The following is a 21,879-nucleotide window of genomic DNA, read 5'->3' on the forward strand; positions in this document are numbered from 1 at the left end:
GCGGGGTGGGTTATGGTGCCGCCATGCTGTTCCAAAAACCCGACCACGACACCCTATACGACGCCCTTATCCGCCGCGATCCGGCCCATGACGGCCTGCATTTCGTCTGCGTGACCTCGACACGGGTCTTCTGCCGGCTGACCTGCAGCGCCCGCAAGCCGAAATCGGAAAACTGCATCTTCGAGGACACGATCGCCGCCTGCCTCGGTGCCGGATTCCGTCCCTGCAAACGTTGCCGACCGACGCTGCATCACGGCGGCAACGATCCGCTTGTCGCGGGCCTCGTCGAAGCCCTGGAAGCCGATCCGTGCCGACGCTGGAGCGAGCAGGACGTGATCGCCCGCGGACACGATCCCTCCACGGTGCGCCGGGCCTTCAATCGCCGTTTCGGCATGAGCTTTCTGGAAATGGCGCGCCTGCGCCGCCTTGGCAGCGGTGCCGACACATTGTCCGGCGGCGAGAGCGTGATCGAGGCGCAGCTCGATGCAGGTTACGAGTCCGGCAGCGGTTTTCGCGCGGCGATCACCCGGCTCTTCGGCACGGCCCCGGCTGGCCTACGCGGCCAGGCACTGCTGAAGGCGGATTTCCTCGAGACACCGATCGGCACGATGGTCGCAATCGCCGACGACCATGCGCTGCATCTGCTGGAATTCACCGACCGCCCTTCCCTCTCTTCCGAGATCGCACGACTGCAGGCCCGCCAGAAGCTGGGCGTGATGCTCGGCAAGATCCGCGTCATCGAACAGGTCAGAGACGAGATCGACCGCTACTTTAGCGGCCAGGGCACCGACTTCACGGTCAGGCTCGCGGGACATGGCAGCGCCTTCGAGCGCGACGTCTGGCAGGCCCTGCGGGACATTCCGGCCGGCGAGACGCGCAGCTATTCCGGGATCGCCGCCGATCTGGGCCGGGAGAGCGCCGTCAGGGCCGTGGCCCGCGCCAATGGTGCGAATCAGATCGCCATCATCATTCCCTGTCACCGGGTGATCGGCGCCGATGGAGGCCTCACCGGCTATGGTGGCGGGCTCTGGCGCAAGCGCTGGCTGCTGGAGCACGAGCGACGCATGGTATTGTCTTTGCCATCGACGGGCGCAATCTCCGTCGACACATCCGCTTCGCACCGGCGGCACATGCAATCCCTGACCACGCCTGAGCCATGACTTCCGGACAGATCAAGGACTGATCAAACGACCGCAAGCCGAACGCCTCCCGAACATGCGACCGCAACGGCGGCGCGTGCCCGGTCGCCCATCGCCATCTAAAGCAATTGCAGCAAAAGCGCGAAGCGGTTTTGCGTCCGGAATTCCGTAAAAACAAAGAGATAGAGCATTGAAGGCGACTCCGTTTCGCCGGAAATGCTCTAGGGGATCGGTACCATGCAAACCAGACACGAGGGGCGTAACGCATCCGGCATCGAAGCCTCCCAACGCGCCCCGCTCACACTTTTGATGACCGCTGTCGCATGGCTCTTTCGCCACCGCGCCCAAGGACCGGTCAACTACTTGAATCACCTCGATGCGCACGGGCTGAGGGACATAGGGCTCGACGCGCAAGATGCAGCCCGGATCCCCTCGACGGCGCGTGCGGATGCGTTGCGTCTGCTGATGATGCGGGGCAGCCTGTGAATGGGGGCACGGCCGCGGCCGTCGCTCACATCGCCTCGAAAGCGATAGCCTGCGCGCCCTGCCAGAGAACCATTTTCCCCATGGCCTCCAGTTGCTCCCCACCCTTCACCACCGTCAGAAAGTGATTGCCGGCCAGCACGCCCATCTTGCTCGCAAACTGCGAGGAGCCATAGGCGAAGAGCAGTTCCGTTTCGCTGAAGCCGCCGGGATAAAGCAGGATGTCGCCGCGCGAGGGATGGGCCGTGTGGTTTTCGAAACCGGCCCCGAACTGGAAATCGCCGAGCGGCACCCAGACCGCCTCGCCCGACCAGCGCGAATGGATCGCCTGGTTGCGGAACGGCAGGAAGCTTTCGAAGATGCGGCAGGTCTCGGGCGCCTTTTCGCGTTCGAAACGGGCCTCGAAGACGAAGGGGCCGACGGTCAGTCTCAGGAATTCCAGGGACATGCCATTCAACCCGTCTTCATCAGGCGCTGCTTCTGGCGGTTCCAGTCGCGTTCCTTCTCGGTCTCGCGCTTGTCATGCAGCTTCTTGCCCTTGGCGAGCGCAAGCTCCAGCTTCGCCCTGCCCTTCTCGTTGAAATAGATCTTGAGCGGCACCAGCGTCATGCCTTCGCGATTGATCGAGGCGCGAAGGCGGTTGATCTCGCGCTTGGACAAAAGCAGCTTGCGACGGCGGCGCGGCTCGTGATTGAAGCGGTTCGCCTGCAGATATTCCGGCAGATGCGAATTGATCAGCCAGATCTCCTCACCCTCGTCGGAGGCATAGGATTCGGCAATATTGGCCTTGCCCTCGCGCAACGACTTCACCTCCGTGCCGGTCAGAACCAGACCCGCCTCGTAGGTGTCGATGATCTCATAATTGAAACGCGCCTTGCGGTTCTCCGCGACAATCTTGTTGACGGTGCGCTGCGAGCCTCTGGGGGCCATGGTCAAATCTTCCGTTTCGCCCGGGATTTTGTCGTGGATCGCCTGCGCCCGGGCGGGGCGTGGCTGTTGTCAGGGATATGTAATGGAGGATGGGGGGGAAATAAAGGTGGATGAGGATTTGGGGCGGGGGATGGCGCCTCGTATGGCGACCGGGAACCCTGGCTTGGTTGCATGGCGCGCCGAATTCTCCCGTCAAAGCAGCTGTATCGGAACATCCAGCAACCGTTTTTGGGAGGAACCCTCCGCATGTCTTCATTTGCGTCGACTTTAAAAAAGCGTGGTGCAAAAAAGACGGCGTCGAACTCTCATTGCTTCAAGGACACAAGATGAAATTCCATCGCCTTCGTACTGGTATGCTGGCCATCGCTTTCGGCATCGCGGCTAACGGAATGACCGTAACTGCGGCTCATGCCGATGAATTCTCGTTCACTGCCACGAACTCGACCAACACAGCTATCACCCAGCTATTGGTGTCCGAAGACAAGGCTGAGTGGGGTTACTTCGACATCGGAAGCGGCATCAAGCCGGGCGCGACCGTCGACCTCGCTTGGGATCAGAGCACCAATGGCGACAACTGCGTGCAGTGGGTCAAGGCCGCCTATGCCGATGGCAGCGAGTCGGAGCCTACCAAGTTCGATTTCTGCGAAAGTGGACTTGAGCTCGAATTCTGATCTGATTCTCGTCGGTTCATGGAAAAACTGGCAGGTTACTTTCAGTAACCTGCCTTTTCTTTTGCTGGGTGCGGATCTAGACGGCGCAACCTCGCCTCCTCATCCCCTCAGTTCAGCAGTCCCGCACGCTTCAGCGCCGCGTCGATCGCGGCACCCGTCGAGGCCTCCAGCGTTGCCAACAGCGGCAGGCGCCCCCCTCACCCATAGGTGACCTTGCGCAGCAGCAGTTCCAGCGGGCCGTGGCCGAAGCGGCTCGCGAAGGCGACGACCGGGAGCATGGCGAGGATTGTAACGGCGAAGGACAGGGCAAGCAGCGTAAGGTTGCCGAGCGTGCCGAACAGGCCGAGGCCATAGCCGCCAAAAAGGAGGCCGGCGAGCAAGCCCTGGGTGACATAGCAGCTCAGCGAATTGCGTCCCGCGAGCAAGAAAAAGCGGGGAAAGCGGACACGGTCCGACAGGCTGAGGATCAGGCCGAGATAGGCGGTGGCGAGGATCGGACCGCCAAGGGCGAGGCTGCAGAAGCCGAGAGAAGCAAGGACGGGGCTTGCCTCGCCGAACGCGCCGCTCGCGACATAGAGAGCATTGATGGTAAGGCCGAGGACGAGCAGCGGCAAAACCTTGCGGCGCAGATTCTTTGCCAGGGCATTTCCGCTTTCAAAAAGACCGTTTCTGGCGGCGACGATCCCGGCGAGGAAGGCGGCGAAAGCCAGATGCCCCTGGAAGAGCAGGAGGAAGAAGAAAGTCTGCGGCCAGTCGCGCCAACGGGTCAGGACCGTCTCGGTATAGCTGCCGCCGAGATTGGGATGGGCTGGCGGAAGCGGGATTTCCGCGAAGAGGACGGCGAGCACCATGAGCGAGAGGGCGGCCACAGGGATCATGCCGCCGGCGATCAGCAACAGCCTGCGGCTGGTAGCGCCCCTGACGGCCCAGGTGATCAGACCGAGCATGGCATAGAGCAGGAGAATATCGCCCGAGAAGACCAGAACGGCATGCAGGGCGCCGAACAGCGCCAGCATGGCGAGACGCCGGGAAAAGCGGCGGGCAAAGGAAGCGCCCGCGCGCTGTGCGGCCTGGATCTGGATCTCCATGCCCCAGCCGAAGACAAAGGAGAACAGCAGGAAGAACTTCGCCTGGAACACCAACTCCACAAGATAGAGCGCGACCCGGTCCATGGCGGCGGCCGGCGTCACCAGCATGGTCTCCATGGGCTGCGCCATGAAGGGCAGATTGACCACGGCGATCCCGATAAGCGCCACGGCGCGGACGACATCCACCGCCTGGTTGCGATCCTGAGTCATTGAGGGTACTCCATTGAGCGATTGCTCTATTTTATTGAGCGACCGCTCAATCTGTCAAGTGGAGGCGCCCGTGACCGGCAAGCCTGAGATCGACATGCCCCTTGTGACCCGAAACGGCACGCCCGCGATCAGCAAGCGGGAGAGGATTTTTGCTGCCACGGTCGAATTGTTGCTGGAGGAGGGGCTCGTTGTCGTTCAGACCCGTGCGGTGACCGAGCGAGCCGGTGTCGGGACCGGCCTGCTGAACCACTACTTCCGCTGGCCGGAACTGCGCGCAGCAGCCTGGAGCGTCATTTTCGCTGACATTGCCGAGGATATGCGGCGAGCCAAGGAAAGCCCGGAACAATCGCTCGACCGCTTTTTCAAGGAGAGCTTTTCGCCTGAGGCACAACCGATCTGGCGCCTGTGGATAGAGGCGGAAAGTCTTGGCTCTCAAGACGAATGGCTGGCAAAGGCCGTGGAGACGGCACGCCATCGGCTGCGGGACGGGCTCACGGCACTTCTCGTCGAAGGCCTTGCAGAACAGGGCCTGTCACTCGCCTCCCCGCGCGATGCAGCGTTGCGGCTTGAGGCCTTGCGCGACGGGTTGATTGGGCTTTTGCTGGCTCGGGATCGCGAGATCGACAGCGCAAAAGCCGAGGCCCATTTGCGCGAGGCCTTGCGTCGGGAGACCTGACCGCCGTCTGATCAGATAAGATAAGATAAGATAAGATAAGATCAGGTCGAGGCCGTTGCGCTCGCCGCCTGGGCGGCGAGCGGTCATCTCCTCAGTTCAGAAGTCCTGCATGCTTCAGGGCCGCGTCGATCGCGGCTTCCGTCGAGGCCTCAAGCGTTGCCAACAGCGGCAGGCGGACGGTGCGGTTCATGCCGCGGGTGCGGTTCAGCGCATATTTCGCGCCGCAGAGGCCGGGCTCCAGGAAGATCGCCTTGTGCAGCGGCATCAGGCGGTCCTGGTAGGCGAGTGCCTTCGTATAATCGCCGGCCAGGGTCGCTGCCTGGAATTCGGCACAGAGGCGCGGGGCAACATTGGCCGTGACCGAAATGCAGCCGGTGCCGCCATGGGCGTTGAAGCCGAGTGCGGTTGCATCCTCGCCCGAGAGCTGGACGAAATCCGGGCCACAGGTGATGCGCTGGTCGGAGACACGCTCGATCTTGCCGGTCGCATCCTTCACACCGACTATGTTCTTGTGCGCCTTGGCCAGCGCGCCCATCGTTTCCGGCGACATGTCGATCACCGAGCGGCCGGGAATGTTGTAGATGATGATCGGCAGCGCGACGGCTTCTGCGATCGCCTTGTAGTGCGCGATCAGGCCCTTTTGGGTCGGCTTGTTGTAATAGGGTGTGACGACGAGCAGCGCATCGGCGCCGACGGCTTCGGCATGCTGGGCAAGCTCGATGGCCTCAAGCGTGTTGTTGGAGCCGGCACCGGCGATCACGGGCACGCGCTTGTTTGCCACTTCGACGCAGAGCTCGACCACGCGCTTGTGTTCGGCATGGGAGAGGGTCGGCGATTCACCCGTGGTGCCGACCGGCACGAGACCGGAGGAGCCTTCGGAAATCTGCCATTCGACATGGGCGGCGAAGGCTTGCTCGTCGACAGCGCCCTCTTCAGTGAACGGCGTGACGAGCGCGGGAATGGATCCCTGATACATGCAATGAACTCCTCGGGGGCCGACATCCACGCTTCGGCCGCATTCTCAGATTAAATCGGGGGCACATTACTTCGCACCATCAGGTGCGACAAGCGCATCTGCAGGAGATTTGTGACAGTTTTCCGAGGCTTCGTTCGAGAGAATGTGATCGCTGGCTTTAGGCTTTTGTTAACCGCGTGCTCGGCCTACTCTCTCGTGTGATGCCATGGGTTATAGTGTGTGGATGAAGATGTCGCTGCCTTATCGTTCTGTCCTCGGTCTCGGTCTTGCGCTCGTCCTGTCGTCGACGAGTGCGCAGGCGCTTTCCGACGTGCCTGTGCCGCCTATGAAGCCACTCGGCTTTGCACCGAGCAAGGCGGCACCGCCGTCGCTTGAGACCACCGGCGCCATTCCGCGCGGCGAGCGGCTGGCTGCGGCCAATCCGCAGCTGAAGTCCGGCCTTGATGCTCTGTCTGATCGCAAGGGCGCCCAGGCGATCGCGATCCGCGACCGCATGCCCGCGGGGCTCGACCGGCAGATGCTGACCTGGTCGATCGCCATGTCCGGCTTGAGCGACATACCGGCGGCCGAAATCGCCGCTGCCCAGCGGCAGCTTCAGGGCTGGCCGGGGCTCAAATCCTTCCGCGCCAATTCTGAAAAGGCGCTTTTCCGTGAAAATCCGCCGGCCGCCACCGTGCTTTCCGCCTTCGGCAATACCGCGCCGGAGACGACCGAAGGCACGATGCTTCTGGCACGCGCGCATCTCGCGACGGGTGACCGGAGCAAGGCTGCAAGCCTGATCCGCAACCTCTGGCGCACGGAGGGCCTGGACGAAGCGACGGAAGATCGGGTGAAGGGTGAGTTTTCCGGCCTGCTGCGGCCCGCCGATCACCGCGCCCGCATGGACTATCTGATGTATCGCGAGCGGGTGGGCCAGGCGAAGCGCTTTGCCTCGCTCGGTGAGGCGCAGTCGCTCTACCGCGCCTGGGCAGGGCTGATTTCGAAGGCCGACAATGTCGGCGGGCTGATCCAGGCCGTGGATGGCAAGTGGCGCAACGATCCGGCGCTGCTCTTCATCCGCATTGAAAACCTGCGCCGCCAGCAGAAATTCGAGGAAGCGGCCAAGCTACTCTCGCAGATGCCGCGTGATCGGGCCGAGCTGATCAATACCGGCGCCTGGTGGGACGAACAGCGTATCATCGCCCGCGGACTTGCCGATCAGGGTCAGGTCCGCGAGGCCTATCGCATCGTCTCCCGGCATGTGGCGACTCAGCCGACCGATATTGCCGATGCGGAATTCCATGCCGGCTGGTTTGCACTGCGCGCGCTGAACGATCCGGATACCGCGAGCCGGCATTTTGCCCGCATCCTCGAGGTTTCCAACCGGCCGCTGTCTGCCAGCCGCGCCTGGTACTGGCTGGGTCGCGCCGCGGAAGTGTCGCGCGACCGCAAGGCGCGCGAGTATTTTGCCCGCGCCGCCGAGCATTCCAGCACCTTCTATGGCCAGCTCGCCGCCGCGCGCCTCGACCGGCCGGGGATCCAGATCCCCTATCCGCGTCCCAGCCAATCCGATCGCAACCGCTTTGCGCAGCGCGAAGCCGTTCAGGCGATTGCCCGTTACGAAGCGGCCGGTCATGGCTGGCGGGCGCAAAGCCTCTACCGTGCGCTGGCCGATCAACTGGAGAGCCCTGGCGAACTCGCTATGTTGAGTGCAAGGGCGGAGAAATCCTCCGGCGGCCATCAACTGGCGCTGCAGATCGGCAAGACAGCCTATTCGCGGGGGATCGACGTGCCGGCGCTGGCCTTCCCCGTCGGCGTCATTCCGTCCTCGGCCAATATTGCCGGCTCCGGCAAGGCGCTTGCCTATGCCATTGCCCGCCAGGAAAGCGCGTTCAACCCGACCGCCATCTCGCCGGCGGACGCACGCGGGCTCCTGCAGCTTCTGCCGTCGACCGCAAAGGCTGTCGCGCAACGCCATGGCCTTGCCTATCGCCCGGAGAAGCTGACCAATGATCCCGGCTTCAATGCCACGCTCGGCGCCCATTATCTGGGCGAGCAGATCGACCGCTTCGACGGCTCCTATGTGCTGACCTTCATCGCTTACAATGCCGGCGCCAGCAAGGTGCCGGGCTGGATCGAGCGTTACGGCGATCCGCGTGGCAAGTCGATCGACGAGGTCGTCGACTGGATCGAGCGGATCCCCTTCCCCGAGACGCGCAACTACGTCATGCGGGTGATGGAGAATTACCAGGTCTACAAGAGCCGGCTTGGGCAAAAGACCGACATCGTGCACGACCTGCGCTTCGGCCGGTAAGCGCCCTGCCCTGTCCATTATTGCCTGGTGACCGGCGGTGAAGGCTCCGCTAGGCTCTCTTTCGACACAGCGAAGGAGAGCCGCATGGCCGATGTTATCGACCGCTTCATCACCGTTCCCGACGGACTCAACCTGCATGTGCGCATTCATGGCGCAGACAATGGCGGCACGCCAATCGTCTGCCTGCCTGGGCTCACACGCAATGTGCTCGATTTCGAAGAACTCGCGCGGATGCTGGCAGCTCCGCCCTATGATCGGCGGATCATCGCGATCTCCTCGCGCGGCCGCGGCCTGTCGGATCGGGACCCGCAGCCGGAGCGCTACACAATCCCGGTCGAAGCGGGCGACGTGGTCACCGTGCTCGACGCGTTGGGCGTAGACCACGCCGCCTTCATCGGCACCTCGCGTGGCGGCTTGATCCTGCATGTGCTGGCCATGACGCATCTTCACCGCATCGAAAAACTGGTGCTCAACGATATCGGGCCCGTGCTGGAGACGGAGGGGCTGAGGCAAATTCAGGGCTATCTCGGCACTCGGCCTGCGCCTTCCAGTTATGCCGAAGCGGCTGCCATTCTCAAGGCCACCCATGGCGCAGAGTTTCCGGCGCTGAGGCCGGACGACTGGGCCGGCATGGCGCATGCGCTCTATCGCGACATCGATGGAAAGCTCATCGCAGATTTTGACCAAGCCATCGCCGCGCAGTTTCGCGCCGCCGACTTAAGCCAGCCCTTCCCCGACCTCTGGGCGCAGTTTGCGCTGCTTGCGGACAAGCGGGTGATGGTGGTGCGGGGGGAACACTCGCGGCTTCTGTCCCGCGCCACGACGGATGAGATGGCTCAGCGACATGCCCAATGCACGGTCGTCGAGGCCAAGGGACAGGGCCATGCTCCGCTGCTGCATCTCAATGGGCTTGCAGAAGCGATCGGCGCGTTTCTCGGCAGCTGAACCCTGCCGCAGATCGCGCACCAGCGATCGTCACAAAACCTCTTCAAAAACGAAAAGCCCGGCACAAGGCCGGGCTTCCCTTATTCGATCTGGAGATCGAATTAGAACGAACGGATCAGGCGAACGAAGCCGGTCCAGTCCTTGGAGTCGGACTTGTTGTAGTCGACGGTTGCGTCAACCTTGAGGCCCGAAGCAACAGCGTAGGAAGCCAGAACGCCACCGGTTACGTAGTCGACGTTGTTGAACTGCTCAACAAAGTTGACCGACGGGGTGATCGTCAGCTTTTCGGTTGCCTTGAAGCCGTAAGCAGCGCCAACGGTCCACTCAACGGTGCCGACGTAGGTCGACGGGTCGGAAGCCCAACCAGCGTAGAGTTCGAAGGTGCCCGGGCCGATAGCAGCAGCGCCCTTACCGACGACGTAGCCTTCGTCAGCCTTGGTGTCGTAGCCGCCCCAGAGGGTCAGGGTTACGGCGCCGAGGGTCGTGGAAGCCAGGCCCTGGATGCCGAATGCGCCAGCAGCGCCGTTCAGTTCGTCAACGCCGAGACCGATGGTGAAGGCGTCAGCCGAGTAGGTGTAGCTGACCGAGTCAAACTTCGCGTTGTCGATGAACGTGTCGTTTTCGCCGGAGATGCCGATGTCGTCAGCCCAGGTCAGGAAGTAACCAGCCTTGAAGCCACCAACGGTGATGTAAGCCTGATCGAGCTGTACGTTGGTGTTGTCCGAGGTGCCTTCGAGACGGATGTACGAACCGATCGTGCCAACTTCCGAGTCGTTTGCAGACTGGATGACGAGACGGGCGCGGGTCTGGAAGTCGTCACGGTTGATACGGACCGTGTCGTTGTTGTTCCAATCGTAAGCGAAACGAACTTCGCCGCCGATCTTGAGGCAGGTTTCGGTGCCGGGGATGTAGAAGTAGCCGGTGCCGAAAGCGTCGCAAACGCGAACGTATTCCATGGGCTCGGGCTCAGCAGCGACGATTGCGTCAGCAGCCTGGGCGCCGGAAACTACAGCGAGAGCTGCAGCGGAGCCGAGAAGAAGGCTCTTGATGTTCATTATTGACCTCCAGTCAATTATAGAGGTCGCACCAGGTGATTTCAGAATTTAATTATTATTATCAATTGCTTGCTGGTGTCGCGTGAATCTGGTCGGCAACGCGGCGGCGAGTTGCGCGTCTCGGGAAACAGGATTTCTGACGGAGCTGTGGAAGGAAGCCAGGCGCGCAAGCTCGCGCAAAAGCTCGAGACAGTGCGAGCGATATGCAAAGTGTGATGGTGATGTGCAGGGGGAGAACAATGGCGGAGAGGAAGGGATTCGAACCCTCGATACGCTTTTGACGTATACTCCCTTAGCAGGGGAGCGCCTTCGACCACTCGGCCACCTCTCCGGTGACGCCTGATTATTTGCTTAAATCAGTGATTGCAAGGCCTTTTCTCCGCTCTCAACATTTTAGCGAGCGGTCGCCAATGCCAGGTGTTGATCCCATCACTCATAGGAAAAGCCGAATCGTTCCCGCCTCACGACATGATTCTGTCGCTCGGGCGGCCATCTGCTGCCGATTTTCAGGCTTAAGGTCTGAAACTGTCATTGTCGAAGATGCAGCTTCGAGGCGAGCCGACATGGTTCTAAATGCAACTTTTTGCAAAATCCTGTGCCAAAATGAGAAGAACACCCGTATGCGAACACCTGCGCCGGATACCCAAGACCCTGTGTAAGCGGCGGTTTTTTTTGGATTTTCTTAACAAACCCTAAATGGATATGGGACGCCGCAAGGGAGTTTGTGGCCTTTCAGCAACAGGCCGGGTGGAAGGGTGGCCACATTCTGTCCATTCCACTCTTTGGTGATTGCATGACCGACGGGGTTTTGTATTTTCAACCTCGGAAGCGAGGCGGTGGATCGTCCGTCTTCTGAAACCGACGGGGATGGGGCAGGGAATGCTGTCCTTCAGCCAATTAACCCAGACCCATACGAAACTTGACTGGAGGTCAATAATGAACATCAAGAGCCTTCTTCTCGGCTCCGCTGCAGCTCTCGCTGTAGTTTCCGGCGCCCAGGCTGCTGACGCAATCGTCGCTGCTGAGCCCGAGCCCATGGAATACGTTCGCGTTTGCGACGCTTTCGGCACCGGCTACTTCTACATCCCCGGCACCGAAACCTGCCTCAAGATCTCGGGTGAAGTCCGCGTTACTCTCTCGGCTAACGAGAACAACGCTCCTTACGGCACCCCGTCGAACGACACCTGGGATAGCGCAGTCCGTGCTCGCCTGGCATTCGACGCCAAGAACGACTCGGAAATCGGAACGATCGGTTCCTACGTCCGCATTCAGGCTGATAGCCAGGGCGCAACGACCACAGGCGCTAACATCACGCTCGATCAGGCCTACATTACTGTTGGCGGCTTCAAGGTTGGTCGTTCGCTGACCTGGGCTGACGACTGGGGTCTGGCTGGTGAGTCTGACGACTTCTTCGGCAATGCCAAGTTCAACACCGTTTCCTACACCTACTCGGCTGATGCCTTCACGGTCGGGCTCGGCGTGGACGACCTCTCCGACCAGTTTGCTGGCAACGAAGTTGGTCTGGAAGCCGTTGGTTCCGCTTCGCTCGGCGTGGCCACTGTCACCGTGAACGGCGTTTATGACTTTGGCTCGGAAGAAGGCGCGATCGCCGGCGTGGTCGCCGCTGACGTTGGTCCTGGCACCTTCGCTTTGGCCGCCGCTTGGGCGTCTGGTCAGTCGGTTGGTTACAACTTCACTTCCGAGTGGACTGTTGGCGCTGCCTACACCTTCAAGGCAACCGACAAGCTGTCGATCACCCCGCAGGTTGTTTACTGGGATAGCGTTGGCTTCACGAATGCTGACCAGTGGGGCGCAGACCTGCTCGTTGAATACGCTCTCGCTTCCGGCCTGAAAGCTTCGGCTGACGTTCGTTACCTCGATCGCGACGGCGCTGCTGACGGCAACTGGGACGGCTTCGTTCGCCTGACCCGCTCGTTCTAATCCACAGCGATTAGCGAAAAAATGCGTTGGGTCCGGCTTCATCACGAGCCGGACCCTTCGCGCATTCCAGAATGAGCTTGAATACGCGTTCTGCCAAAGGCTTGGGCAGGATCAGCCAGGCTCTTCCTCAGAACAGAAAGGAGCGCGAACGATCCATTTAGACAGTCCGATAGGGGCTTAACACGAAAGTTTGTGCTGTTCTGCACTATACTTTTTATAAGTTATAACGATATCTACGCCTGTGGGGACGGGCGGTGAGCCCGTTCGCGTGCTCGCCAAAGGGAAATTTGGGGGATACATGCAGGTGGAAATGCCGGCCGGGAAGGGTTTTGACGTCTTTGTGGGCGTGCCCGATTATTCGGTACATTATCAATACAGACAGGGAACGATCCTGCACGAGGTGCGCGAAACCAATTTGCGCGAACTGTTCGGCAAATATGGCGACCTGTTGTGGATGAATGGCAGCCACAAATATAACGTAACCAATTTTATCGGAGAGCTTCACGATCTCCTTGATTTTCCGAGTTTTTCGGCTTTTTCGGACGAGATGCTCGACCAATTGATCGGCAAATTGCGCAAACGCGGTAATAGCAATGCCACCATCAATCGAAAGATGGCGGCCTTAAGCAAACTGCTGCGAAAGGCGAACAAGATGGGAGACGTTCACAGTCTGCCTGAATTCAAGCGCCAGAAAGAGAAAGCGGGTCGCATTCGCTTCCTCGACAGGGATGAAGAGGACCTGCTGTTTTCCGAAATCCGGGCGCATTCCGAACTCTATTACCGGTTCTGCCTCTTCCTGGTCGATACCGGCGCCCGCCTGAGCGAGGGTCTGAACCTGCGCTGGGGTGACATACATAAAGACCGCGTGACCTTCTGGGTGACAAAATCGGGACGCTCGCGCTCGGTTCCGCTCACCCAGCGCGCGCTGGCTGCCATTGAATTGTCGGATCGTCGATATTCGGGCCCGTTTGCCGAGATCGACCAGCAGCGCTTCCGCATCGCCTGGCACAACGCCAAGGATGCGGTGGGCTTTGCCGACGACAAGGACGTTGTGCCGCACGTGCTGCGCCATACCTGCGCATCCCGTCTGGTTCAGGGCGGGATCGATATCCGTCGCGTTCAGATGTGGCTCGGCCACCAGACGCTCACCATGACCATGCGTTACGCCCATCTTGCTTCGCATGATCTCGACATGTGCGTTCCGATCCTGGAGCGGGCGGCGGCGTCGTGAGTCATATTGTAATGTAAGTTGCAAAAGGGCCGGCTTTGTCCGGCCCTTGCTCTTTATATTGTGTCATTCCCTGCCCTGCCCCAAAGGCGGGCTCATGGCCTCAGACCATCAGGCTCTTCAGGTCGAGCGCGGGATCGGCAATCGAGACAGGATCGACCGGCCGACCGAGTTCCAGGAGCTTCTTGCCGGTCACGTAGGCCTTGGCATCGTTGATCGCATCCACGGCAATGAAGACACCCTTGCGGAAATACCAGATCGAGAGGCTTCCCTCGCGGGTACCGGGGCGCAGCACCGTCTGATCATAGCCCAGATTGAAGCCGGCGATCTGCAGTTTGACATCATACTGGTCCGACCAGAACCAGGGCTTCGGGCGATAGGGCTCGGATCCACCCGCGATCACGGCTGCGACGGCTTCGGCCTGATCCACCGCATTCTGTACGGATTCGAGCCGTACCTGCTCGCCATTCCACGCCTGAACGGCGCAGTCGCCCATGGCGAAGATGGCAGGGTCGCTCGTGCGGCCAAAACTGTCGACGGCGATGCCGTTCTGAACCTCAAGACCGGCATCACCCGCCAGACGATCGTTTGGGGTCACACCGATCCCGACGATGACGAGGTCGACGTTGATGACGCGGCCGTCCGAGAGCTCGGCGGCCTTCACCCTGCCCTCATCGCCGATCAAACGGGTCAGACCCGTCTTTTCGTGGATGTGCACGCCCTCGGTTTCGTGGATCGTGCGGATCGCATCCGCCGTGTCGGAAGCTGCAACGCGGGACAGAATGCGGTCCGCCATTTCGATCAGCGTGACGTCGAGACCCAGCTTGCGGGCGACGGCTGCGGCCTCAAGACCGATATAACCGCCGCCGATAATGAGAAGCCGATGGCCCGGTTTCATCTCCTCGGCCAGACGATCGGCATCAGCCTTGTCACGCATCGTGAAGACGCCCTCGAGATCACCGCCGATTGCGGCCGGCAGACGGCGCGGCGTCGCCCCGGTGGCGATGGCGAGGGTCTCATAAGGGATCTCGCTGCCGTCGAAAAGCGTGACCACGCGCTTGTCACGATCGATCGCTTCGGCCGGCGTCGACAGCCGGATCTCGACCCCGTTCTCGCCATACCAGGCTTCGGGCCGGAACAGCAGTCGATCGAAGTCCATGTCGCCGAGCAGATACTTCTTGGAAAGTGGAGGCCGTTGATAGGGCAGGACCGGCTCGTTGCCGACAAGGGTGATCGGCCGCTCGTCCTTCAGCGCCCTCAGCTTTGCGGCCAGAGCGAAACCCGCCTGCCCCGCCCCGATAATCACCAGTCGCTCCGCCACGTGATGCACTCCCTGCCGCATGCCGTCCAAATCAGAATCGCTGCCTGAAGACCGGCCACGATGCGATGCAGCAAGGCCTAGCTTTGTGGCGGTTTGCGGTCAAGTTGGCCTGGGGCTCGCCGGTCGAAACCGCCCATTGTAAACGGCGTGCACATCCTCGCTGATTGCTACCTAAGGCATTCCCGACCAAAAACGGCACAGACTGCCAACTGACGAAGTGGCTGGCAAATCTTGCCAATTTGAAAGCTCGTCTGGATTTTACGGTTTGCATGCAGGATCTGGTAACGGACTTCGGCTAGCATGTCATTCTAACTTGACACCGCGGGAGGGTAACATGCCCTTGCAAAGGATACCGGACGCAAAATCGGACATCCCTCGGGATCAGATCTTCGAGAAATTCAAGATCGATCGCCCCGGCAAGATCGTGTTTGTCGGCCACCATCTCAGCATGGCACGGTCGCAGCGCTGCCTCATCCGGACGATTTCGCTCTATGGCGCCGATCTCGACGTCTCGCCGCATGTCCAGGTGCCGCCGAACTTCTTTCTGGAGATCCTCGGCATTCACGATGACATCGGCTGCACGCTGATCCGCCGCGAAGCCGAAAAGGTCACGGTCGGCTTCAACATGTTGATCGACCCCGAGTTCCTGCACCGTGTCGTCAGGCTTTCCTTCGAAACAAGTCACTGACATCTCGCGCCGACTGATCACCGCTTGCGCCCTCTTGCGGGCGCCAGCGCGGCCTGCGCTTGCCGGGACGTCCGTTGAAACCGAATATTCAGTATTGGTAAAATTTGAGCGATCTTATTGATGCTACTGCAAATATTAGTGCTCACAGTGTGAGACAGAAGAGTTTGGGGAGCCGGTCATGGCGATGGAAAATGCGACGCATCTGGCTGGGGTACGCTCGGAAATGTACGAGCGCAAATGGGAGCGCTTCTATGTTCGCCGGCCGGCCAAGGTGATGTCGGTTCGCCCCGGCCTCACCGGCATCACGATCCGCAGCTGCGAAGTGGTCGACATTTCGCAAGGCGGTGCGGCGATCGAACTCACGACCGCGATTGGCCTCTCCTCTCATTATTATCTGCAGATCGTCGGCCTTGCCGACCGGATCGGATGTGCCGAGGCCTATCGCAACGGCAACAGAGTCGGCGTGAAGTTCATTGCACCGATCTCCGAGCACATGTTGCACCGGATTGTCCGCGCCGACTTCATGCTTGGCGACGCCGTCAATACACCGCTCAAGCCTTTCCAGAACGGCAACGGTGCGCGCCTCGGTCGCTGAGAAAATCTCTGCCGGCAGATGAGGTCTGATCGCCGCGGATCCGGCTTGCTTCGGCTGCGGCGGCACTTATGGTGGGCGGATCGCTCTCGACCTCCGGATGCCGCTTCGCAATGACCGCCTTCTCACGCTTCACGCCCCTCTCCGCCTCGCTCCCCGCAACCGTGCCCTTTGTCGGTCCCGAAGCCATTGAACGGCAGCGGGGCCTTGCGGTTCGCGCCCGCATCGGCGCAAACGAAAGCGGCTTCGGTCCGGCACCTTCCGTGCTCGCGAGAATCGCCGAGAAGTCAGGCGAGATCTGGAAATACAATGATCCGGAAAACCATGCCCTCAAGGTGGCGCTCGCCGCGCATCTCGGACTGAAGCCTGAGAACTTCGTGATCGGCGAAGGCATCGACGACCTGCTCGGGCTGATCGTCCGGCTGGTGAGCGAGCCCGGCATGCCTGTCGTCACATCGCTCGGTGCCTATCCGACCTTCAATTTTCATGTAAACGGGTTTGGCGGGCGCCTGGTCACGGCTCCCTACCGAGATGACCGGGAGGATCTCGACGCGTTGCTCGCATTGGTGAAGCAAGAAGATGCGCCGCTCGTCTATTTCGCAAACCCCGACAATCCGATGGGAAGTTGGTGGGATTCAGACAGCATCGTCGCGTTCGCCCGCGCCCTACCCGCTACCACGCTTCTCATCCTCGATGAAGCCTATAGCGAGACGGCACCCGAAGGTTCGATCCCGGCGGCCGATGCGCTGATCGACCTGCCGAACGTGATCCGCACGCGCACCTTTTCCAAGGCCTATGGCCTGGCGGGTGCCCGCGTCGGCTATGGCATAGGCACGCCGGGCACCGTCTCTGCCTTCGACAAGATCCGCAACCATTTCGGCATGCCGCGGCTGTCGACCGAGGCGGCACTCGCGGCGCTCGCAGACCAGGGCTATCTCAACGACGTTGTCGGGCGGATCAAGGCGGCACGGGACAGGATCGCCAGAATTGCGACCGCGAACGGTCTTCGCCCCCTGCCCTCTGCCACCAATTTCGTCGCGATCGATTGCGGCCGCGACGGGGTCTATGCCCGGGCCATCGTCGACGGCCTGATGGAGCACGGTGTCTTCATCCGCATGCCCGGCGTCGCTCCGCTCAACCGGTGCATCCGGGTCTCGGCAGGCCTGCCTGAAGATCTCGACCTTTTCGAAGCGGCACTGCCGAAGGTCTTGAAGACAATCGGCTGACCTCGCCACAATGAAAAAGACCGCGCCGGCCTTGTTCCTGCCGGTCGCGGTCTTTGAAAAGTGTTGGCCCTGGCCCCGTCCAAAGGTCCCCGCCACGTTCCCCACTCAGGGTTATTCTTGTCATTCTCCTGCCGCGGTCGCGGCCGGAATTCGTCAGTGCATGGTCATCCATTCGCGGGCGGCACGAAGCGCCTCGGCGAGCTGGATCTTGCTCATCGTCTGGGCGAGATCGGCGCGCAGCTCGGCAGCGCGGTCGCAGCCCTTGATCGCGGCAATGTTCAGCCACTTGTGTGCCGACACCAGGTCAACAGGGCAACCGCGGCCGGTCGCATACATCAGACCCATGTCGCGGAAGACATCAGCCCGGGTTTCGCCACCCATCGTGGCATTTTCGGAATTGTGCATTTCAAAGCGTGCCATTGGTTTTGTCCCTGTTTGCCTAGTTTCTCGGTGGTCCCTGTTTTCCCTTGCGGGCCCTTCCGAAACGGCGCCGGATCTTTGTCCGGTCATTCTCGTATCGGTTGGGTTTGGCGGGGTTTTTCCCTGCTCGTTTGATGGGTTCACTATGCCAAACGGTCTTCAAAACTCGCTTAAAATGCATCCTTAATTTGCTGAAAACAAAGTACAAAAGCTTCGTAAACTTCGGATTCCGTTAAGCATCGCTTCCCCTGCAACCCAAGGATTTCCGCTCAAAATTTACGAAAGCTTCACGCTGACAAATCAACCGATTTTTCACCATGTTTCCCGAAGGCATTTCGCAAAAGTGCAGGATTTGCTGCGATCTGAGGCTTTCCACCGCTCGCATTTCGCGGCGGATTGCTTTTACCTTTACGTGTGCGTAAGATAATTCTTAACCGTTGGGCGGCTGCGGAGAGGACCGTCTCCGACCACGGGAGACGACCATCATCTCGGGAGGAGAGATCAGACCATGCGTTCCATCATCATTGCGGCAGCCCTTGCGCTTTCGGCCTTCACAGCCCAGGCCGCCGAGCCCATCGAAGGCAACTGGAAAACGGCATCCGGCGCCACGGCCCAGATCGCACCGTGCGGCGGCGCCTATTGCGTGACGCTGAAGAGCGGCAAGCACAACGGCAAGCAGATCGGCAAGATGTCCGGCAGCGGCGACAGCTACAAGGGCGAGATCACCGATCCGGAAACCGACAAGACCTATGCGGGCTCCGGCTCCGTCTCCGGCAATTCGCTGAAGATGAAGGGGTGCGTCATGGCCGTGCTCTGCAAGACGCAGACCTGGACGCGTCTCTGAAGCGATCGACATTCGAAAATAGCAAAGGGGCGCCGGCTACAACCGGCGCCCCTTCTGCATTCAAGGATTGATCACAGGGGCTGGCCCACATCGATGCGATTGCCATCGGGATCTTCGAAGACGAAGGCCCGCAGGCCATAATCCTTGTCCTGAAGACGCTTGACCACTTTCAACCCTCGTTGCTGCACGAGGTCATGCAGATGGTCGATATTCTCGACCATCATGTGGGCGATGTTGAAGTCAGCGGCCTTGTGGTTCTTTTGAAGCGTGAGATGCAGTTCGGCGTCGTCGCGCTGCAGGATCATGAAGCCGACGGGGCTACCGTTCTCGAAGACCTTTCGAAATCCAAGCAGATCGACATAGAAGGCTTGGGCCCGCTCCATGTCCTTGACGGGCAAGGTCGCGGCGATGCGCCCAAACCGGAGGGCGACGTCGTGTTTTTCTGTCATGGGTGAAACCCTGTTGCCGGACGGTGGGGCGCATGGCGACGGTGCACCAAAGGCGAGGCCATTCGGTAAGGAGAGCTGGACGGGACGGTGCCCGCCGGTTTCCATTATGTCCAGAAGCCGGAGAGAGGGAAGAGGCATTTCCAGACGCCCCGCATTTCAGTTAACCCTTCTGAATGCCAGATGAACCCACATCTCAGCCAGCATTCAGACCCGCTCCGCTATACCGGTCTCAACAGATCGGAAAGGAGCAAGGACATGGCCAAGCTGGCACGGCGTCTCACCATCATCTCTTTGAGCATGGCGCTTTTCGCCTTCATGTTCGCGCAGCTCGTCGTCAACACTCAGCCGACCGTGCGGCATCTTTCTTCGGGTCTCGTCGCAAGCTGCGCGCCGACCGGCCTCAACAGCTGCCGCCCGACCTTTTGATAGAAGCCGGGCGCGCAAGCGGCTCCGAAGAAATCTTGACGCATCCCCCATGACGTCGTTTGCTTGTCAGATTTCGTCTCCTATAATGCGCCATGAACACACGAATCCTGTCCCCAGCACCCCAGAACTCCATCAGCCCCGAGCCCTTTGCGCCTCAGGTCTTCACAGATGCGACGGCGGCCGTCGACGCGCTGACGGCGCTTTACGAGCGCAATACCAATTTCCTGATCGAGGCCTTTTCGTCTCTGGCCAAGGGCGGTCCGATCGAGGGTCGATATCGCGCCTTCTACCCTCAGGTCAGCATAGAGACGACGAGCTTCGGCCATGTCGACAGCCGTCTCTCCTACGGACACGTTACCTCGCCCGGCATCTACACCACGACGATCACACGGCCTCAGCTCTTTCGGCATTATCTGAAGGAACAGCTGGCGCTTCTGATGCGCAATCATCAGGTGCCGATTACGGTGTCTGAATCAGCAACCCCCATTCCGCTGCATTTTGCCTTTGCGGAAGGCGCCCACGTCGAGGCGTCTGCCGGCGGCCTCGTCGACATGCAGCTGCGCGACATCTTCGATACGCCTGATCTCACTGTTACCGATGACGAGATCGCCAATGGCGAATACGAGCCCTTGCCCGGCGAACCGCATCCGCTGGCCCCGTTTACGGCACAGCGCATCGATTATTCGCTAGCGCGGTTGTCGCATTATACCGCGACGAGCGCATCGCATTTCCAGAACTTCGTGCTGTTCACGAACTACCAATTCTATGTGGACGAGTTTTGCGCCTATGCCCGCAAGCTGATGGCGGACGGAAACAGCGACTATACGGCCTTCGTCGAGCCGGGCAACATTCTCACCCCTTCGGGCCATTCCGAACCGATCGAAGGTGTCGCCCTTGGACGCCTGCCGCAGATGCCGGCCTATCATCTGAAAAAGAAGGGGCACGGCGGCATCACGGTCGTCAATATCGGCGTCGGTCCTTCCAATGCCAAGACAATCACCGACCATATCGCAGTACTCCGGCCGCATGCCTGGCTGATGCTCGGCCATTGCGCCGGACTTCGCAACAGCCAGCGGCTCGGCGACTATGTGCTGGCGCATGCCTATATGCGCGAGGACCACGTGCTCGACGACGATCTGCCGGTCTGGGTGCCGATCCCGGCACTGTCGGAAGTGCAGCTTGCGCTGGAAGACGCGGTCGAGGAAATCACCGGCTATGAGGGCTTCGAGCTGAAGCGCATCATGCGCACAGGCACGGTCGCGACGATCGACAACCGCAACTGGGAACTGCGCGACCAGCGCGGCCCGGTAAAGCGGCTGTCCCAGGCACGCGCCATCGCACTCGACATGGAATCGGCCACCATCGCCGCCAACGGCTTCCGTTTCCGCGTGCCCTACGGCACGCTGCTCTGCGTCTCCGACAAGCCGCTGCATGGCGAGCTCAAACTGCCGGGCATGGCGACGGCCTTCTACAAGACCCAGGTCAGCCAGCATCTGCAGATCGGCATCCGGGCGCTGGAAAAGCTCGGCGCCATGCCGACCGAGAAGCTGCATTCCCGCAAGCTCAGAAGCTTCTTCGAGACGGCGTTCCAGTAAGTCAGCAAGCGCAGCGGCCGGCAGAAACGGCAGAATGGTGTCCGGCAGGAATTTCCTTCCTGCCGGCAATCATCTGATGGGAGCCTGAAGCTCAGCGCCCAAGGAATTCGCCGCGCGTCAGTTCGTACCAGACATCGCCGTGTTCGGAACCCGGGATGGGATCGGCAAAATCGGCAAACTCCGTGCGCGTGTGTTTCATGCCGATTTTTTCCATCACCCGTCGTGAACCCTGGTTCACGGCCATCGTGGTTGCCACGATTTTTTCGTAGCCACCGCTGGTGAAGCCCCATGTGACAAGCGCCGAGGCTCCTTCCGGCGCCAGTCCCTGGCCCCAGCACGCTCGGCGCAGGCGATAGCCGATCTCGGCGATCATCTCCGTTTCCGGAAACAGACAGAACCATCCGACAAACGCGCCGTCGGTCGTCATGCGTGCAGTCCACACATAGGGTTCCGTGCCTCTCGGCATCAGGAACGCCGCTTGCTCCGGGACAATCTTCTGGTGATCGACCGCGCCGCCGTTCAGAAAGCGCATCACGTCCGGGTCGCGTTCCAGCGCGATGAAATCGGCAGCGTCACTCGAGCGACAAGGAGCGAGCGTCAGGTTCGCCGTCTGCAATTGTACCATCAGGTCTCCTCGCAGGTCTTCCCGTTGCATGACGATATAGGTGGTCGACGGGAGAGCT

The 21,879-nt window shown here is 60.7% G+C and carries 23 protein-coding genes and 1 tRNA gene; 14 read left to right on the top strand and 10 right to left on the bottom strand.

Annotated features, from left to right (window positions below):
* Window positions 1–23: 23 nt before the first annotated feature.
* Together SJY08_RS10950 and SJY08_RS10955 are read left to right on the top strand one after the other, a co-directional pair.
* On the top strand, window positions 24–1,160 hold the full coding sequence (locus SJY08_RS10950) for a bifunctional transcriptional activator/DNA repair enzyme AdaA (RefSeq protein ID WP_377275569.1): 1,137 nt from the start codon (window positions 24–26) through the stop codon (window positions 1,158–1,160).
* A gap of 216 nt (window positions 1,161–1,376) precedes the next feature.
* The gene (locus SJY08_RS10955) at window positions 1,377–1,625 is read left to right on the top strand and encodes a hypothetical protein (RefSeq protein ID WP_377275571.1); all 249 of its coding nucleotides are present in this window, start codon (window positions 1,377–1,379) and stop codon (window positions 1,623–1,625) included.
* A gap of 25 nt (window positions 1,626–1,650) precedes the next feature.
* On the opposite strand, the gene SJY08_RS10960 is transcribed toward SJY08_RS10955, so the two are convergent.
* Together SJY08_RS10960 and smpB are read right to left on the bottom strand one after the other, a co-directional pair.
* Complete coding sequence (locus SJY08_RS10960) at window positions 1,651–2,070, bottom strand: DUF3830 family protein (RefSeq protein WP_377275573.1); 420 nt, start codon at window positions 2,068–2,070, stop codon at window positions 1,651–1,653.
* Between the two features lie 5 nt (window positions 2,071–2,075).
* Complete coding sequence (gene smpB / locus SJY08_RS10965; protein WP_054150449.1) at window positions 2,076–2,552, bottom strand: SsrA-binding protein SmpB; 477 nt, start codon at window positions 2,550–2,552, stop codon at window positions 2,076–2,078.
* A 326-nt stretch (window positions 2,553–2,878) separates the two neighbouring features.
* Here smpB and SJY08_RS10970 point away from each other — a divergent pair, with 326 nt between their 5' ends.
* Window positions 2,879–3,223, top strand: coding sequence for a hypothetical protein (locus tag SJY08_RS10970; protein WP_300890041.1), 345 nt, complete (start codon window positions 2,879–2,881; stop codon window positions 3,221–3,223).
* A 197-nt stretch (window positions 3,224–3,420) separates the two neighbouring features.
* On the opposite strand, the gene SJY08_RS10975 is transcribed toward SJY08_RS10970, so the two are convergent.
* The gene (locus SJY08_RS10975; RefSeq protein ID WP_377275576.1) at window positions 3,421–4,521 is read right to left on the bottom strand and encodes a DUF418 domain-containing protein; all 1,101 of its coding nucleotides are present in this window, start codon (window positions 4,519–4,521) and stop codon (window positions 3,421–3,423) included.
* Between the two features lie 70 nt (window positions 4,522–4,591).
* On the opposite strand from SJY08_RS10975, the gene SJY08_RS10980 reads away from it, so the two are divergent.
* Window positions 4,592–5,197 (top strand): TetR family transcriptional regulator C-terminal domain-containing protein, encoded by a 606-nt coding sequence (locus tag SJY08_RS10980; RefSeq protein ID WP_377275578.1) that lies wholly within the window; start codon window positions 4,592–4,594, stop codon window positions 5,195–5,197.
* Window positions 5,198–5,288: 91 nt separating this feature from the next.
* Here SJY08_RS10980 and dapA read toward each other — a convergent pair whose 3' ends face one another.
* Entirely contained in the window at window positions 5,289–6,173 is an 885-nt protein-coding gene (gene dapA, locus SJY08_RS10985; protein ID WP_069041762.1) for a 4-hydroxy-tetrahydrodipicolinate synthase, read from the bottom strand.
* A 223-nt stretch (window positions 6,174–6,396) separates the two neighbouring features.
* On the opposite strand from dapA, the gene SJY08_RS10990 reads away from it, so the two are divergent.
* A complete protein-coding gene (locus tag SJY08_RS10990) occupies window positions 6,397–8,466 on the top strand; it encodes a transglycosylase SLT domain-containing protein (RefSeq protein ID WP_377278554.1) in 2,070 nt (689 codons plus the stop codon).
* A gap of 84 nt (window positions 8,467–8,550) precedes the next feature.
* The gene (locus SJY08_RS10995) at window positions 8,551–9,411 is read left to right on the top strand and encodes an alpha/beta fold hydrolase (RefSeq protein ID WP_377275581.1); all 861 of its coding nucleotides are present in this window, start codon (window positions 8,551–8,553) and stop codon (window positions 9,409–9,411) included.
* 101 nt (window positions 9,412–9,512) lie between these two features.
* Here the strand turns inward: SJY08_RS10995 and SJY08_RS11000 are convergent, their stop codons facing one another.
* Together SJY08_RS11000 and SJY08_RS11005 are read right to left on the bottom strand one after the other, a co-directional pair.
* On the bottom strand, window positions 9,513–10,466 hold the full coding sequence (locus SJY08_RS11000; RefSeq protein ID WP_377275583.1) for a porin: 954 nt from the start codon (window positions 10,464–10,466) through the stop codon (window positions 9,513–9,515).
* Between the two features lie 240 nt (window positions 10,467–10,706).
* Window positions 10,707–10,797 (bottom strand) — tRNA-Ser (locus SJY08_RS11005).
* A gap of 605 nt (window positions 10,798–11,402) precedes the next feature.
* On the opposite strand from SJY08_RS11005, the gene SJY08_RS11010 reads away from it, so the two are divergent.
* Window positions 11,403–12,407 (top strand): porin, encoded by a 1,005-nt coding sequence (locus SJY08_RS11010; RefSeq protein WP_069041766.1) that lies wholly within the window; start codon window positions 11,403–11,405, stop codon window positions 12,405–12,407.
* Between the two features lie 298 nt (window positions 12,408–12,705).
* Window positions 12,706–13,638 carry a tyrosine-type recombinase/integrase gene (locus SJY08_RS11015; RefSeq protein WP_377275585.1) on the top strand — a complete coding sequence of 311 codons (933 nt, stop codon included), beginning with the start codon at window positions 12,706–12,708 and terminating at the stop codon, window positions 13,636–13,638.
* 100 nt (window positions 13,639–13,738) lie between these two features.
* On the opposite strand, the gene SJY08_RS11020 is transcribed toward SJY08_RS11015, so the two are convergent.
* Window positions 13,739–14,956, bottom strand: coding sequence for an NAD(P)/FAD-dependent oxidoreductase (locus SJY08_RS11020; protein ID WP_377275587.1), 1,218 nt, complete (start codon window positions 14,954–14,956; stop codon window positions 13,739–13,741).
* Window positions 14,957–15,290: 334 nt separating this feature from the next.
* On the opposite strand from SJY08_RS11020, the gene SJY08_RS11025 reads away from it, so the two are divergent.
* From SJY08_RS11025 to SJY08_RS11035, 3 genes are all read left to right on the top strand, one after another.
* Window positions 15,291–15,644 carry a hypothetical protein gene (locus SJY08_RS11025; protein ID WP_054149604.1) on the top strand — a complete coding sequence of 118 codons (354 nt, stop codon included), beginning with the start codon at window positions 15,291–15,293 and terminating at the stop codon, window positions 15,642–15,644.
* Between the two features lie 178 nt (window positions 15,645–15,822).
* On the top strand, window positions 15,823–16,239 hold the full coding sequence (locus SJY08_RS11030; protein WP_006727352.1) for a PilZ domain-containing protein: 417 nt from the start codon (window positions 15,823–15,825) through the stop codon (window positions 16,237–16,239).
* A 110-nt stretch (window positions 16,240–16,349) separates the two neighbouring features.
* The gene (locus SJY08_RS11035) at window positions 16,350–17,462 is read left to right on the top strand and encodes a pyridoxal phosphate-dependent aminotransferase (RefSeq protein ID WP_377275590.1); all 1,113 of its coding nucleotides are present in this window, start codon (window positions 16,350–16,352) and stop codon (window positions 17,460–17,462) included.
* Between the two features lie 153 nt (window positions 17,463–17,615).
* Here SJY08_RS11035 and SJY08_RS11040 read toward each other — a convergent pair whose 3' ends face one another.
* Entirely contained in the window at window positions 17,616–17,882 is a 267-nt protein-coding gene (locus SJY08_RS11040) for a sel1 repeat family protein (RefSeq protein ID WP_006727350.1), read from the bottom strand.
* 508 nt (window positions 17,883–18,390) lie between these two features.
* Between SJY08_RS11040 and SJY08_RS11045 the strand changes: the two genes are divergently transcribed.
* Window positions 18,391–18,726: a DUF2147 domain-containing protein gene (locus tag SJY08_RS11045; protein ID WP_054149607.1), complete on the top strand. Its 336-nt coding sequence runs from the start codon at window positions 18,391–18,393 to the stop codon at window positions 18,724–18,726.
* Window positions 18,727–18,797: 71 nt separating this feature from the next.
* Here the strand turns inward: SJY08_RS11045 and SJY08_RS11050 are convergent, their stop codons facing one another.
* A complete protein-coding gene (locus SJY08_RS11050; protein ID WP_377275593.1) occupies window positions 18,798–19,175 on the bottom strand; it encodes a glyoxalase superfamily protein in 378 nt (125 codons plus the stop codon).
* 255 nt (window positions 19,176–19,430) lie between these two features.
* On the opposite strand from SJY08_RS11050, the gene SJY08_RS11055 reads away from it, so the two are divergent.
* Entirely contained in the window at window positions 19,431–19,601 is a 171-nt protein-coding gene (locus tag SJY08_RS11055) for a hypothetical protein (RefSeq protein ID WP_153761860.1), read from the top strand.
* Between the two features lie 92 nt (window positions 19,602–19,693).
* On the top strand, window positions 19,694–21,196 hold the full coding sequence (locus tag SJY08_RS11060) for an AMP nucleosidase (RefSeq protein ID WP_054149609.1): 1,503 nt from the start codon (window positions 19,694–19,696) through the stop codon (window positions 21,194–21,196).
* 91 nt (window positions 21,197–21,287) lie between these two features.
* Here the strand turns inward: SJY08_RS11060 and SJY08_RS11065 are convergent, their stop codons facing one another.
* Complete coding sequence (locus SJY08_RS11065) at window positions 21,288–21,851, bottom strand: GNAT family N-acetyltransferase (protein ID WP_377275596.1); 564 nt, start codon at window positions 21,849–21,851, stop codon at window positions 21,288–21,290.
* Between the last annotated feature and the right edge of the window lie 28 nt (window positions 21,852–21,879).

The sequence above is a fragment of the Rhizobium sp. R86522 genome, from assembly GCF_042466255.1.
In the GTDB taxonomy this organism is placed as follows: Bacteria; Pseudomonadota; Alphaproteobacteria; order Rhizobiales; family Rhizobiaceae; genus Allorhizobium.